Raw genomic sequence first — 13,977 nt, 5'->3', positions numbered from 1 at the left:
TCCCGGCGACACACCGACCGGAACTTTCGCTTGTATTCGTTACCTCACAAGGGATTCCTGTCATGTCGAGGCTATCGGTACGTGGGGTGCGCGCGTCAAGTCGGCGCGGTGCTCCGACAGTGTGGAAGTTGTCCAACGGTCGCCCCTGTGGGGCGTGCAAGCGGTTCGGTGTCTTTGCCCCGAACCAGCTCGTGTGTTGCGGCTGCCTGGGCTGGCTGCCGCTGATTTTCGCCCCCGTGGGGCGTGCGCGATGAACGGCGGAAAGTGGGTCGACCCGGCTCCGTTCGAGGGTGTCCGGCCTCGGGTGCCGTGGTGGGTGCTCGTTCCCGGCAAGGCCAAGTGGGCTGCTGCACTGGTGGCGTTGGTGTGGTTGGTGGTTGTCGGGGCTGTGCGCCTGGTGCTCGTTGTCGTTCGGTATCCGGTGGTCACGTTGGTGCCGGTGTCGGCGGCCTGGTGCTGGTGGCGGTTCGGGCTCTCGCCGTTGGTGCTGGCGGTGTTGTCGCTGGTCGCGGCTCTGAGCATCTGGGCGGGTCTGGATCGTCGGTCGTTCCTGCGCCATGGCTGGTACCGGCTGGTGACCGAGTGGCGGCGGGCGACGGTCTACGTGCCGAAGTGGCGATCGGTGATGCGGCTGGCTGAGCTGGCCAAGCGGGACCGTGGGCGCGAGTACCGGCCCAGGCTTCGGCGGGTGCGGTCCGAGGGATGGAGGGACCGGGTCCGGGTGCGCATGGTTCCGGCACAGTCGCCTGAGGCGTGGGAGCTACGGCGCGATGGGCTGGCGCACTCGTTCGGTGCTCGCTCGTGTCGGGTGCGGGTCCTGCGGCCGAGCGTGATCGAGCTGGACTTCGTCCACCGTGACCCGCTGCTGCGCCCCCTGATCGTTCCCGCGCTGACGGATGCCGAGGTGGATCTCAAGCGCGTGGTCGTCGGCCGGACCGAGACGGGCAAGCCGTGGCGGCTACGTCTGCTCGGGTCGCAGGTGCTCGTGGTCGGTGTGCCCGGTGCGGGCAAGGGGTCGGTGTTGTGGTCGTTGGTGTGGCAGCTCGCCCCTGCGGTTCGGGCGGGCCTGGTGCGGCTGGTGGGGATCGACCCGAAGGGCGGGATGGAACTCGGGCAATGTCCGGATGCCTTCGACCGGGTCGTGTACGACAACGGGCCAGAAGCCGTTGCGCTGCTTGAAGAAATCGCCGCTGAGGTCAAGGAGCGGGCGACGCGGTACAGGGGTGTGCGGCGGTTGTGGGCGCGGTCAACCGGGGAGCCGTTCACGGTCCTGGTGGTTGATGAGTTGGCCGACCTGATCGCTTACCAGCCGGACAAGCAGCTCCGGGAACGAGCGGCGCGGGCTATCCAGACGATCACCTCGCAGGGACGTGCGCCCGGCTACGCGGTCGTGGGCCTGGTGCAGGACCCGCGTAAGGAGGTCGTGTCGTTCCGGCACCTGTTCAGCACTCGTGTGGCTCTGCGCCTGGACGAGCCACAACAGGTCGACATGGTGCTCGGCGACGGTGTCAGGCAGCGGGGCGCGGCAGCTCACGAGATCAGTGAGAACACGCCCGGTATCGCCTGGGTGAAGCAGGACGGGCAGCGGGAGCCGGAGCGGGCTCGGGCCTTCCACGTCACCGATGCCGACTTGGTCGAGCTGAATGTCTTCCTGGCCGATGCAGACGTGCATGACTTCCCGACTCGGCCGGAGGGCAGTGGGGAGGTCGCGGCGTGAGCGAGTACCTGACCCGTGCGGATCGGATGAAGCAGCCGGCGGCGCTGGACGTAGCTCGGGCGGTTGCTGAGGAGCACGGGGTGTGTGTCCGGCCACTGGCCAAGGAGCGGGTCGACCTGGACACCGGGCGGGTGGACATCGTGCCCGTGCCGTGCGGCTCGACCGTGGCGAGCGTGTGCCCGACGTGCGCGGAGAAGAACCGGCGGTTGCGGATGGCGCAGTGCCGCGAGGGGTGGCACCTGATTGAGGAACCCGACTTCACCCCGAACCCGCCCACCGACGACCAGCGGGCGTTGGCGGCCTTCCGGGCCGACCTGGTCAAGGCGTACCGGGTGGCGGTCGAGGAGGGCGACGAGATCGGCGCGGAGGAGGTGCGGGAGGAGGTCGCCGGGGTTGATGAGGAGCTGCGGCAGCTCGGAGTCCGCGGGAAACTCCCGGCTCTGGAGGTCCGGCCTCGGGCGGTGCGGAAGCGGTCGACCAGGCGGCGGCAGGATGCACCGAACCTGCCTCGGCGGCCGGTCGTCAAGCGCACGGTCGGACGGGTGTTCGGCGGCAAGTACCAGCCCTCGACGTTCCTCACGTTGACGCTGGACAGCTACGGCAAGGTGCGCTCGGACGGCACCCCTGTTGACCCGGCCCGGTACGACTACCGGCGTGCTGCTCGGGACGCGGTGCACTTCGCGGCCCTGCTTGACCGGTTCGTGCAGAACCTCCGGCGGTGCGTCGGCTGGGACGTGCAGTACTTCTCGACCGTCGAGCCTCAGCGGCGGCTGGCGCCGCACTGGCACGCTGCGATCCGGGGTTCGATCTCGCGGGCGGAGCTGCGGGCGGTCGCTGAGGCCACCTACCACCAGGTGTGGTGGCCCAACCACGATGAGATCAAGTACAGCGGCGACAACCGGCCGGTGTGGGACTCGCGGGCGAAAGGGTTCGTTGACCCGATCACCCGTGAACCTCTGCCGACGTGGGAGGAAGCTCTCGACCAGGTGGAGCGTCCAGCGCACGTGGCGCGGTTCGGGGTGCAGGTGCACTCCAAGGGCATCCTCGGCGGCACGGAGGAGGCCGGGCGGCACATCGGCTACCTGACGAAGTACCTGACCAAGAGCATCGGAGAGTGCTTCGACGCCCGGACCAGCCGCCAGGAGGACCACGCCGAACGGCTCTGCGCGGAGCTGGCCGTTACCCCTTGCTCGCCGCAGTGCCCGGTCTGGCTGCTCTACGGCGTCCAGCCTCGTGGGGCTCGGCCGTCGATGGAGCCGGGCAAGTGCAAGGGCAAGGCACACAAGCGCTCAACCCTCGGCGTCGCCGGTCGGCGGGTGCTGGTGTCGCGGAAGTGGTCGGGCAAGTCGCTCGCCGACCACAAGCATGACCGGGTGAAGTTTGTTCGGCAGCTCTTGGCCGACGTCGGGATCAAGCAGGACGACCAGCCGACTCGGGTCGTGTGGAACAACGTCCAGCCCGGTGACCCGAACGTGCCGCCGAGACCTCACCTGCTGCTGCGGGCGGTCGCGGAGCGGCGGCGGTGGAAGGCGGAGTACACGGCGGCGCTGCTTGCGTCAGCCGGTGGGCAAGAGAGTTCGGCAACTGACCAAGCGGCCTGATCTGGGGGGATCACCGATGCACGAGAAAGAGCACTTCAGCGTGCCCGAAGCGGCCGAGTACATGAGCACGACGGAGCGGTTCGTCCGCCGGTTGATCGCGGAGCGGCGCATCCCGTTCCACCGGCTTGGACGGTTGATCAGGTTCAAGCGGGCTGACCTCGATGCCTTCATCGAGGCCGGTCGGGTGGAGGCGTTCGACCCGGCTGCCGTTCGGCAACACCTGCGGAGGGCGTCGTGAGCGACAAGCGGCGGAGGTTCGGGCGGGTTCGCCAACTGCCCTCGGGGCGGTGGCAGGCGCGGTACCAGGGGCCGGACGACAGGCAGCACACCGCGCCGATGACGTTCGAACGCGAGAAGGACGCCGACCGGTGGCTTGCCGCCGTGGAAACGGACATTTCGCGCGACGACTGGACGAACCCGGACGCGGGCAAGATCAAACTTCGGGTCTACGCAGAGGCGTGGATCAAGGAGCGGGACCTGGCGGTGCGGACGGTCGAGCTGTACGACGGCCTGCTCCGCAACCACGTCGGTCCGAGGATCGGTGACGTGATGCTCGCCGATCTCACTCCGTCGCGGGTGCGGCGGTGGCGGAAGGAGATGCAGGACGACGGCGTGGGTGAGGTGACCGTCGCCAAGGCGTACCGGTTCCTGCGGGCGGTGCTCAACACAGCGGCGGCACCCGAGGAACGGCTCCTCAAGCACAACCCGTGCACGATCAAGGGCGGCGGCCAGGAGCGGAGTCCGGAGCGGCCTACGGCAAGCCTCCAGCAAGTGTTCAAGGCTGCTGACGCCATCGAGGAGCGGTATCGCCTGATGGTGTTGCTGGCGACGTTCGGCAGCCTGCGGTTCGCCGAGATGGTGGGTCTCAAGCGGCGCGACTTCTCGGTCGTCCATGACGGTGATCGCACGTTCTGCGTGGTCCAGGTCGAGCGGCAGACCGTGCAACCGGACTCCGGGCCGCTGTTCGAGGACGACCCCAAGGCCAAGAGCAAGCGGCCGGTCACGCTGCCGCCGTTCCTCGGCGAGGAGATCGAGGCACACCTCAGTCAGTTCGTGGACGGCGACGGAGACGCCTGGGTGTTCGTCGGGCCGAAGGGCGGGCGGCCGAAGCGGAACAACTTCTGGCACATCTGGGACCGGGCGAGGAAGGCTGCGGGAATGCCGGACGTCCACCTGCACGACCTCCGGCACACGGGCAACACGCTGGCGGCGGAGACCGGGGCGACGCTCCGCGAACTCATGGATCGGATGGGCCACAGCTCCACCCGTGCCGCCCTGATCTACCTCCACGCGAGGGAGGAGCGGGGCCGGAGCATCGCGGCTGGGATCGACGCGATGGTGAGCGCGACCAAGGGCACGGGAGGAGGGAAGGGGCACGCGAGGGGCACGGAAGATCCGCAGAAAGCAAAAGACCGTCCACGTGGGACGGTCCGTAAGGGCTCTACCAGCGAGAAGAGGCTGGAGCGGGTGACGGGAATCGAACCCGCATGACCAGCTTGGAAGGCTGGGGCTCTACCATTGAGCTACACCCGCGTTGCGCCTACCGGGGTGGGCGCGTGGTCAGCTTAGCTGGTCGCGATAGGCTGGGGTGGACCGGGGCGTGGCGCAGTTTGGTAGCGCACCCGCTTTGGGAGCGGGGGGTCGCAGGTTCAAATCCTGTCGCCCCGACGGTTGCCCTGGCCGGCCTTCTGGTTGGTCAGGGCTCTTCCTTCGGATCACCGGCCCACGGGTCAGGCGCCCAGTTCGTTGACGGCGGTGGAGATCGTGGCCGCTTGGCGTTCCAGGGCGTCGTCCGGTGAAGTCTCGTCGACGCCCCGGGCCAGCAGTTCGGTTCTGGAGAGCAGCAGCAGGGCGCCGCGGAAGCGGTCGGTGTCCAGGTCGTCCACCGGGACGACGGCCAGTCGGCCCTCGACCAGGACCAGGGTGGGGTCCGGCAGGTCGGACGTCAGCAGCTCTCGCAGGTCACTCGCCTTGACGGTCATGTGTCCGTGCTACCCGGCACTCGTCCCGCGAAACGCGGGCCGTTCTTGAGCACACCGCGCCCAGTGCTCAAGAACGGCTCCCCAGTGTCATGCCGGAGTCGCCACCTGCTCGCTGACCACCTGCGCCGCCGCCGACACCAGCGCCGTCACCGACGGGTTGGTGGAGTTGTCCTGGCGCCACGCGAACTGGGTGTACACCCGGAACGGCGGGACCCAGGGCAGTCGGCGGAGCCTGCCGTCGGCCAACTCCGCGGCGACCGTCACCTCGGGGACAAGTGAGATCCCCAGACCCGAGGCGACCGCCCGCTTGGCGGCGTCGATCGAGTCGAGCGCCAGCACCGGCGACTTCGACTCGGCTTCCTGCAGGCCCAACGCCTGCTCGAACTGCTCGTAGTAACTGGCGCCGTTCTCGGCCCGGATGAGCGTGCTCCCGCGCAGCTCGTCCTCGGTGATCACCGAACGCCTGGTCAAGGCGTGGGTGGGACCGGCGACCATGACCAACGGCTCCGGGCACAGCACCGTCGTCTCCAACCCCTCGCGGGGCTCGACGGAGCCGATGAAGAAGGTGCAGTCGAGCCGCCCCTCACGCACCGAGGTCAGGTTGGCCTGGGTGTTCCGCGAGTGGAGTGAGATCTGGACGCTCGGGTAGCGCCAGCACATGTACTCGATCAGTGGTAACAGACGGTAGTCGGTCAGACTCTGTGCGCTGCCGATGACCAGCTTGCCGTGCGGCTCGCCGTTCATCGTGATCGCTTTTCTGGCTTTGTCGGTCAGGGTGATGATGTTCCGAGCGAACGGCAATAGCTCGACACCGGCAGAGGTCATCTGGATGCCGCGCGGAAGCCGTCGGAACAGCGGCACGCCGAGGGTCTCTTCGAGCGCCTTGATCCGAGTGGTTATAGTGGGTTGCGAGCAATTCAGCGTGGCGGCTGCCTTGGTGAAACTGCCCGTTTGAACCACAGTTGTGAACGCCAAAAGCTGACGCGTCTCCATGGAGCTCCCCAACGGTGCGTGTACGTGGTCCACGATGAGGCCGGTGCGGGACGGCATCGTGATCTCTTTGCGTAGCGGCAGTTGACCTGGCTGCGCTTCTGCGTGCGCGTGGCCTGAGGTCGATCAACATCGCCGCGCTACCGCGAGGGGTGGTACGCGGTGGCCGGAAGGCGACCCCGGGGTCCGTCGGACCCCGAAGTGACAGCCGGCGCCCAGCAGCGGGCGTGAGTTAGTGTTCGGCAGCGGCGGAATGGATCTCATCGGGTCATCGGCACCTTGTCTGATAGGTGGTTAAAGAGCTCGATGACATTGTCTCGCTCGTTCCTGTCGGTCCCGGTTGCCGGTTGCGTCCGCTGCTGACCCCCCAGAACGTCCGGCAACGTGAATTATTGCTGGTCCAACGTGCGGATCCGGGCGTCACGCTACCTGAAACCCACACTAATGGACTACGGCGGTTGGAGTCATCTCGACAAGTGAAAGTTTTCTGCCGAGCACTACTCCAAACGGCCTCAATTCACTCGTTCTGGCGAACCTCCCCTCGCAGGCGGTTGCCGACTGTTAGTCGGCCCTACGACATACGTGTTACACGACTCCGTGGTGGCCACGCTCGGTGCTGACGCGCTCAGCCGTGCTCACGGCTCCCAGTGCCACTCGAATGGCCTAACGGATCAGCCTGTCCATCGACCGATGGGCCGCATAGGTGCGGCCGATCCACCTCTGGCGAGACCGCGAAAATGCGGTCTCGCAGTCGTTGTCACGTCCGCACGGCGTGCCGGCGGGGGATCCGGCTGGGACGGTGGCGGGTCGGGCGCGGTCCGGCGCGCGCGAAGGTGGAGTTAAGAACCACCGTTGTGATTTTCACCGCGCCTGGCGGACGGTCCAGTCGGGCGTCGGGGACTGCCCGCACGACGGCACCGAGGGTCGTCCGAACGGGCGGAATTCCACCGATACCCACGAATTCCGAAGGCATCTCCGCAAAGGGATTGCCCGCTAGTAGGTATTGCCTCGACCAATGGCCCGGTGGCCCCGCCGCGGCCGGTCGCGGCCGGTTGCGGCGCCTCGACCCGGGGTGCTAGCGCCACCGGGTCGGCCGACCGCCTAGACTCAGGCGGAATCCCGGCGCGCCCAGACGCGTTCACCGGGGTGTTCCGCACGTCATGCCCGTTACGAGGAGACCACGTTGAAGAGCACCGTCGAGCACCTGAGCCCGACGCGGGTCCGGATCAACGTCGAGGTGCCGTTCGACGAGCTCAAGTCGGACTTCGACCGCGCGTACCGCAAGCTGGCCAAGCAGGTCCGCATCCCCGGCTTCCGCCCCGGCAAGGCCCCCGCCCGAGTCCTGGAGAGCCGCATCGGCCGCGCGCCCGTGCTGGACGAGGTCGTCCAGGAGGCCATCCCGGCCAAGTACCTGGAGGCCGTCAACTCCGGTGAGCTGCGCACCCTCGGCCGCCCCGACTTCGAGGTGACCAAGATCGAGGACGGCGAGTCCCTGGCGTTCACCGCCGAGGTCGACGTCCGCCCCGAGATCACCGTCCCGGCGTTCGGCGAGCTGACCGTCAGCGTCGACGACCAGGAGGTCACCGACGAGGACGTGGACACCCAGCTCGACGAGCTGCGCGCCCGCTTCGCGACCCTGACCGGCGTCAAGCGCCCGGCCCAGACCGGCGACTTCGTCGTGGTCGACCTGTCCGCGACCGTGGACGGCGAGGAGGTCGAGGAGGCCAAGACCGCCGGCCTGTCCTACGAGATCGGCTCCGGCCAGCTCGTGGAGGGCATCGACGACGCCCTGGTCGGCGCCTCCGAGGGCGAGTCCACGAACTTCACCACGACGCTGGTCGCCGGTGACCACGCCGGCCGCGACGCCGAGGTCACCGTGGTGCTGAACTCCGTCAAGGAGCGCCAGCTCCCCGAGCTGGACGACGAGTTCGCCCAGCTGGCCAGCGAGTTCGACACGCTGGAGGAGCTGAAGGCCGACCTGCGCACCCGCCTGGGCCGCGTCAAGAAGATGCAGCAGGGCGTCCAGGCCCGGGACAAGGTGCTGGAGGCGCTGCTGTCCAGCGTCGAGGTGCCGCTGCCCGAGGCCGTCGTCCAGGGCGAGGTCGAGGCGCGGGCGCACGACGCCATCCACGCCCTCGACCACGACGAGGCGCGCTTCGCCGACTGGCTGGCCGAGCAGGGCCAGACCAAGGAGCAGTTCGACGCCGAGGTCCTGGAGGCCTCCCAGCAGGCGGTCAAGACCCAGCTCGTGCTGGACGCCATCGCCGACGCCGAGCAGCTCAACGTCACCGACGCCGAGCTGACCGAGCGGATCATCTACCAGGCGCAGCGGTTCGGCATCAGCCCGGACGAGTACGTCAAGCGGGCCCAGCAGTCGGGCCAGCTGGGCGCGATCTTCGCCGACGTGCGCCGCGGCAAGGCGCTGGCCTCGGTCGTGCGCCAGGCCACCGTCACGGATTCCGCGGGCAACGCCCTCGACCTGGACGAGCTCTTCGGCGAGACCAGGTCCACTGAGGAGCCGGAAACCGCGAACGCGGAGTGAAGCCCTGAGCGAACGCGGGCGGTGTCGGGACGTCGACGCCGCCCGCCTTCGTTAAGGTCGTTGCTACGAGACTCTTTTCGGCACAGCTAGTAGGCAAAGTTAGGCAGGCAGACGTGACGCAGCATTCCTTCCCGACGCCCGAGATGCGAGCGGCCACGGGGATGAACCTCAACGACTCGGTCTACGAGCGCCTGCTCCGCGAGCGGATCATCGTGCTGGGGTCGCAGGTCGAAGAGGGCATCGCCAACCAGATCACCGCCCAGCTCCTCCTCCTCGCCGCGGAGGACCCGGAGAAGGACATCACGCTCTACATCAACTCGCCCGGTGGCTCGGTGACCGCGGGCATGGCGATCTTCGACACGATGCAGCTCATCGAGCCCGATGTGGCGACGTACGCGATGGGCCTGGCCGCCTCGATGGGGCAGTTCCTGCTCTCGGCGGGCACGCCCGGCAAGCGGCACGCCCTCCCGCACGCCCGCATCCTCATGCACCAGCCCTCGGCCGGTGTCGGCGGCACGGCGGCGGACATCGCGATCCAGGCGGACATGCTCACGAAGACCAAGCTCGAGATGGCGGAGCTCATCGCGGAGCACACCGGCCAGCCGGTCGAGCGCATCATCGCCGACTCGGACCGCGACCGCTGGTTCACCGCCAAGGAAGCCGTCGAGTACGGCTTCGTGGACAAGGTGATCACCCGCGCCAGCCAGGCCACGACCAACTGACCGCGACCAGAGCACCAGCCACCAGGAGACCTGAAGTGAGCCAGTTCCACGCGCCGCAGTCCCGGTACGTGCTCCCGTCGTTCGTCGAGCGGACGAGCTACGGCATCAAGGAGTCCAACCCGTACAACAAGCTGTTCGAGGAGCGCATCATCTTCCTCGGCGTGCAGGTGGACGACGCGTCGGCCAACGACGTGATGGCCCAGCTGCTCGTGCTCGAGTCGGAGGACCCCGACCGCGACATCCTGATGTACATCAACTCGCCGGGTGGCTCGTTCACCTCGCTGATGGCCATCTACGACACCATGCAGTTCGTCCGCCCGGACATCCAGACCTACTGCCTGGGCCAGGCGGCCTCGGCGGCGGCCGTGCTGCTCGCGGCGGGCACCCCCGGCAAGCGGCACGCGCTGCCGAACGCCCGGATCCTGATCCACCAGCCGGCCACCGAGGGCGTCTACGGGCAGGTCTCCGACCTGGAGATCCAGTCCAACGAGATCCAGCGGGTGCGCAGGCTGCTGGAGACCACGCTCGCGCGGCACGCCAACCGCTCGCCCGAGCAGGTGCGCGAGGACATCGAGCGCGACAAGATCCTCACCGCCGACGAGGCCAAGGAGTACGGCCTCATCGACAGCGTCCTGCCCTACCGGAAGCTCTCGGCGAAGTAGTCCCGGCGTGGCGCCCGACACGCCGAGCTGACCAGGGGTCCTGCTCAGCCAGGCGTGTCGGGGGCACGCTGGTCCTCCCGCACAGCGGGGTAGGACAGGTACCGTCGAGGGGAACGGGCGGACCCCGCACCCAGCGGGCACTCGCCACATCAGCAGTCAGGCGCACCTCACCAGGTCGTGCGCCGGAGGGGACAGAGGTCAGCGGTCATGGCACGTATCGGTGACGGCGGCGACCTGCTGAAGTGCTCTTTCTGCGGCAAGAGCCAGAAGCAGGTGAAAAAACTCATCGCCGGACCGGGTGTCTACATCTGCGATGAGTGCATCGACCTCTGCAACGAGATCATCGAGGAAGAACTCGCGGAGGCCGGTGACGTCAAGCTCGACGAGCTGCCCAAGCCCGCCGAGATCCACGAGTTCCTCGACCAGTACGTGATCGGCCAGAACGAGGCCAAGCGCACGCTCTCGGTGGCGGTCTACAACCACTACAAGCGCATCCAGGCCGGTGACCGCGGGCGTGAGGGCCGCGACGACGGCGTGGAACTCGCCAAGTCGAACATCCTCATGCTCGGGCCGACCGGGTGCGGCAAGACCTACCTGGCCCAGACCCTCGCGAAGATGCTGAACGTGCCGTTCGCCATCGCGGACGCCACGGCGTTGACCGAGGCCGGCTACGTGGGCGAGGACGTCGAGAACATCCTCCTCAAGCTCATCCAGGCGGCTGATTACGACGTCAAGCGCGCCGAGACCGGCATCATCTACATCGACGAGGTCGACAAGATCGCTCGAAAGAGTGAAAATCCGTCGATCACGCGGGATGTGTCCGGCGAAGGCGTGCAGCAGGCGCTGCTGAAAATACTGGAGGGGACGACGGCGTCGGTGCCACCGCAGGGCGGTCGCAAGCACCCGCACCAGGAGTTCATCCAGATCGACACGACGAACGTGCTGTTCATCGTGGCGGGCGCGTTCGCGGGCCTCGACAAGATCATCCAGGACCGGGTGGGCAAGCGCGGTCTCGGGTTCGGCGCCGAGGTGCGGACCAAGGCCGAGGTCGACGCGGCGGACTACTACGCCGAGTCGATGCCCGAGGACCTGATCAAGTTCGGGCTGATCCCCGAGTTCATCGGCCGGTTGCCGATGGTCGCGAGCGTCACGAACCTGGACAAGGAATCGCTGGTCCGGATCCTCACCGAGCCGAAGAACGCGCTGGTCAAGCAGTACCAGAAGCTGTTCGAGATGGACGGGGTCGAACTGGAGTTCACCCGGACGGCGATGGAGGCGGTCGCGGACCAGGCGATCCTCCGCGGCACGGGCGCGCGCGGCTTGCGGGCGATCATGGAGGAAGTCCTGCTGCCGGTGATGTACGACATCCCGAGCCGCACGGACGTCGCCAAGGTCGTCATCACGGAGCAGACCGTGAAGGAGAACGTCAACCCGACGATCGTGGCCCGGCAGCCCTCGCGCCGGGAGCGTCGCGAGAAGTCGGCTTGAGTTGTCCCTCCCGCACACGCTGATCCTGCACGGCCTGGGTGGTTCCGGGCCGGAGCACTGGCAGAACTGGCTGGCAGGTGAACTGGCCCACCACGGTGGGTCGGTCGACCTGCCCCGGTTCAGCTCCCCGGACGAGCCGGAGCTGGCGGCGTGGCTGGACGAGCTCCGGGCGCACCTCGCCGCCATGCCCGCGGCCGGTTCCGCCGAACGGGTGGTCGTCGCGCACTCGCTGGCGGTGCTGCTGTGGCTGCACCACGCGTCCGGGGAGTTCGACGAGTCGTTGCGGGTCGACCGGGTGCTGCTGGTCGCGCCGCCCGCGCCCGACTTCGCAGGCGAGCCGTTGATCTCCGATTTCCTGCACCCCGTGCTCGATCCGACGGTGGTGCGGCGGGCGGCGGTGTCGACCCGGTTGGTGGTGGGCGAGGGCGACTCCTACTGCACGGTGGCGCAGGCCAAGGAGATGGCCGAGGCGCTGCGGGTCGAGATCGACGTCATCGTGGGTGGCGCGCACCTCAACGTGGACGCCGGCTACGGCGAGTGGGGTGCGGTGCTGAAGTGGGTGCGCAGTGGGCGCACCCCTCTCACGCCGCGCTGACCGTCACCCGGAAGAGGGTGAACGCGGCCAGGAACGGGCCGGTCGCGAGGTCCGCCAGCCAGGTGTCGGCGGCTCGGCGGGTGAGGCGGCCTGCCTCGACGGCCCGGTGCGCGTTGCGGGTGAGGCCCAGCAGCTCGTCGGCCGTGGTGAAGTCGTGCAGCAGTTGCACGTCCGCCTCGATCGAGGTGACGGTCAGGCCGACGTCGGCGGCGATCCTGGCCAGCTGCCTGCCGATGACGGGGTTGGGCACGATCCGGTCGCACACGAAGCGGTTGAACGCGAGGTTCGTGGCCACCGAGCCCGGGTCGACGGCGAGGGTCTCCCAGTCGGGTTGAGCCAGCACGGCACGTCCGGTGGGCCGCAGCACGCGGCGCAGCTCGGCCAGGGCGGCGGTCGGGTCGGCGACCAGGTGGAGCACCCGGTCGATCCTGGCGCGGTCCACGCTGTGGTCCTCCAGCGGCAGGGCGTGCACGTCCCCTTGGCGCACGTCCACCCGAAGGTGGGTGGTGCGCCGTTTCGCTTCTCCGACCAGGTCGGTGGTTGAGTCCGGCTCGATTTGACATGGGCCAAAGCCGGGCAGGCCTGGCGGGAAGAGCGTCCGCCAAGCCTGCCCGGCTTCGACCAGCCTAAGGCACCCGAACCCATGTCAAATCGGGCCTCTGCGGTGCGGTGGCGGGTCCGTTGTGCGGCCATTGGGTTGAGCGGCCTGGGTGGGAGGTTGCGGGTCCGTTGTGCCACGGTGGGAATGGTGTCCGTGGAGGTCGTCGGGTGGTCAGCCGGGGACGCGTTTGCCCAGGAACCGGATCACGTCCGGGACGACCTTGCGGTAGAGGGCGTCGTTGTGGCCGCCCGGGACGATGGAGGCGACGGCGGGCTTGGCGTCGGCGATGAACCGGCGGGTGCCCGTGATGAAGGTGTCCCGGTCACCCGCCCAGACGCCGACGGGGGCGTCGCCGAGCTTGTCGATGTTCTTGAGCGGGTCGAGCGAGGCCCACTGGTCGGGGCCCGTGAACGCGTTGCGCTTGGCCATCTCCGCCCAGTCGGTGAGCAGCGCCGGTGCGATCACGGCGACGGCTTTGGCCTGCTCACGGCGTTCTTGCCGCCTGCGGGCGTAGAGGAGGGCGCCGAAGCCGCCCATCGACACGCCGGTGCACGCGAACGGCGCGCCGTAGCCCCGTTCGGCCAGCCAGCGGGGCACTTCTTCGAGCAGCATGGCCATGGGGTCGTCGCCGGGGACGTTCTCGTGCCAGTAGTGGTCGCCGCCGTCCACGGCCACGAAGCCGAACGGGGGCACCTGGCCTCGGCTCACGGCGGCCACCAGGACCTCCGCCATGCCGCCCGGCGCCGCGGTGCGGGCGGCGCCGTGGCGGCCGTGCAGGAGGATCGACATGGGCAGGTTCCCGGTGGGCACGCCCGCGGGCGCCATCGTGAGCAGGTCGACGTCGCGGCCCCGGTAGCGGGAGTGGACGCGTTCGACGGTGATCACGGCGCGCTTGACGGCGGGCACGGGGCCGGCGACGCCCAGCGCGTGCCGGAGTGCCTCGCCCAGTGGGGCGTTGCCGTGCCACGCGGCCGTGACGCCGACGGTCGCCAGGGCGGTGCCACCCAGTGCGGTGAGCACCGTTCGCCTGCTGACCATGTGTTCTCCCCCAAAGCCCGATCCCCTCACCACATCGTC

Annotated in this window: 13 protein-coding genes and 2 tRNA genes; 10 read left to right on the top strand and 5 right to left on the bottom strand. The window is 68.5% G+C overall.

The window, feature by feature from the left end; genetic code table 11:
• Nucleotides 1-250: 250 nt before the first annotated feature.
• From ADK67_RS45690 to ADK67_RS50195, 4 genes are read left to right on the top strand one after another with little or no spacing between them, the layout of a single operon-like run.
• On the top strand, nucleotides 251-1,717 hold the full coding sequence (locus ADK67_RS45690; protein WP_053722872.1) for an FtsK/SpoIIIE domain-containing protein: 1,467 nt from the start codon (nucleotides 251-253) through the stop codon (nucleotides 1,715-1,717).
• A gap of 26 nt (nucleotides 1,718-1,743) precedes the next feature.
• Entirely contained in the window at nucleotides 1,744-3,318 is a 1,575-nt protein-coding gene (locus ADK67_RS45685) for a replication initiator (RefSeq protein ID WP_157621621.1), read from the top strand.
• A gap of 16 nt (nucleotides 3,319-3,334) precedes the next feature.
• A complete protein-coding gene (locus ADK67_RS45680; RefSeq protein WP_053722870.1) occupies nucleotides 3,335-3,556 on the top strand; it encodes a helix-turn-helix domain-containing protein in 222 nt (73 codons plus the stop codon).
• Nucleotides 3,553-4,809: a tyrosine-type recombinase/integrase gene (locus tag ADK67_RS50195; RefSeq protein ID WP_082404825.1), complete on the top strand. Its 1,257-nt coding sequence runs from the start codon at nucleotides 3,553-3,555 to the stop codon at nucleotides 4,807-4,809. Before ADK67_RS45680 ends, ADK67_RS50195 begins: the two co-directional genes overlap by 4 nt.
• Here ADK67_RS50195 and ADK67_RS45670 read toward each other — a convergent pair.
• Nucleotides 4,778-4,851, bottom strand: a tRNA-Gly gene (locus ADK67_RS45670). The genes ADK67_RS50195 and ADK67_RS45670 overlap by 32 nt on opposite strands.
• 61 nt (nucleotides 4,852-4,912) lie before the next feature.
• Between ADK67_RS45670 and ADK67_RS45665 the strand changes: the two genes are divergently transcribed.
• Nucleotides 4,913-4,986: transfer RNA gene (locus ADK67_RS45665), tRNA-Pro, on the top strand.
• Between the two features lie 62 nt (nucleotides 4,987-5,048).
• Here the strand turns inward: ADK67_RS45665 and ADK67_RS45660 are convergent.
• Nucleotides 5,049-5,300: a hypothetical protein gene (locus tag ADK67_RS45660; protein WP_053722868.1), complete on the bottom strand. Its 252-nt coding sequence runs from the start codon at nucleotides 5,298-5,300 to the stop codon at nucleotides 5,049-5,051.
• 87 nt (nucleotides 5,301-5,387) lie between these two features.
• Complete coding sequence (locus tag ADK67_RS45655) at nucleotides 5,388-6,293, bottom strand: LysR family transcriptional regulator (protein ID WP_053722993.1); 906 nt, start codon at nucleotides 6,291-6,293, stop codon at nucleotides 5,388-5,390.
• Nucleotides 6,294-7,473: 1,180 nt separating this feature from the next.
• Here ADK67_RS45655 and tig point away from each other — a divergent pair.
• From tig to ADK67_RS45630, 5 genes are all read left to right on the top strand, one after another.
• Nucleotides 7,474-8,832 (top strand): trigger factor, encoded by a 1,359-nt coding sequence (gene tig / locus ADK67_RS45650; protein WP_053722867.1) that lies wholly within the window; start codon nucleotides 7,474-7,476, stop codon nucleotides 8,830-8,832.
• A 143-nt stretch (nucleotides 8,833-8,975) separates the two neighbouring features.
• Nucleotides 8,976-9,554, top strand: coding sequence for an ATP-dependent Clp protease proteolytic subunit (locus tag ADK67_RS45645; RefSeq protein WP_053722866.1), 579 nt, complete (start codon nucleotides 8,976-8,978; stop codon nucleotides 9,552-9,554).
• A 35-nt stretch (nucleotides 9,555-9,589) separates the two neighbouring features.
• Nucleotides 9,590-10,216 (top strand): ATP-dependent Clp protease proteolytic subunit, encoded by a 627-nt coding sequence (locus tag ADK67_RS45640; protein ID WP_053722865.1) that lies wholly within the window; start codon nucleotides 9,590-9,592, stop codon nucleotides 10,214-10,216.
• A gap of 207 nt (nucleotides 10,217-10,423) precedes the next feature.
• The gene (gene clpX, locus ADK67_RS45635; RefSeq protein ID WP_053722864.1) at nucleotides 10,424-11,704 is read left to right on the top strand and encodes an ATP-dependent Clp protease ATP-binding subunit ClpX; all 1,281 of its coding nucleotides are present in this window, start codon (nucleotides 10,424-10,426) and stop codon (nucleotides 11,702-11,704) included.
• Between the two features lies 1 nt (nucleotide 11,705).
• Complete coding sequence (locus ADK67_RS45630; RefSeq protein ID WP_053722863.1) at nucleotides 11,706-12,299, top strand: RBBP9/YdeN family alpha/beta hydrolase; 594 nt, start codon at nucleotides 11,706-11,708, stop codon at nucleotides 12,297-12,299.
• Here the strand turns inward: ADK67_RS45630 and ADK67_RS45625 are convergent.
• Nucleotides 12,286-12,855, bottom strand: a complete 570-nt coding sequence (locus tag ADK67_RS45625) for a methyltransferase domain-containing protein (RefSeq protein WP_269436184.1) — start codon at nucleotides 12,853-12,855, stop codon at nucleotides 12,286-12,288. The two genes, ADK67_RS45630 and ADK67_RS45625, sit on opposite strands and share 14 nt — an antisense overlap.
• Nucleotides 12,856-13,071: 216 nt before the next feature.
• Nucleotides 13,072-13,938 carry an alpha/beta hydrolase gene (locus ADK67_RS45620; RefSeq protein ID WP_053722861.1) on the bottom strand — a complete coding sequence of 289 codons (867 nt, stop codon included), beginning with the start codon at nucleotides 13,936-13,938 and terminating at the stop codon, nucleotides 13,072-13,074.
• Between the last annotated feature and the right edge of the window lie 39 nt (nucleotides 13,939-13,977).

The organism is Saccharothrix sp. NRRL B-16348, assembly GCF_001280085.1.
Taxonomy (GTDB): domain Bacteria; phylum Actinomycetota; class Actinomycetes; order Mycobacteriales; family Pseudonocardiaceae; genus Actinosynnema.
Note: the sequence above shows the minus strand (reverse complement) of the source record. Positions and strands in the feature narration are given on the sequence as shown.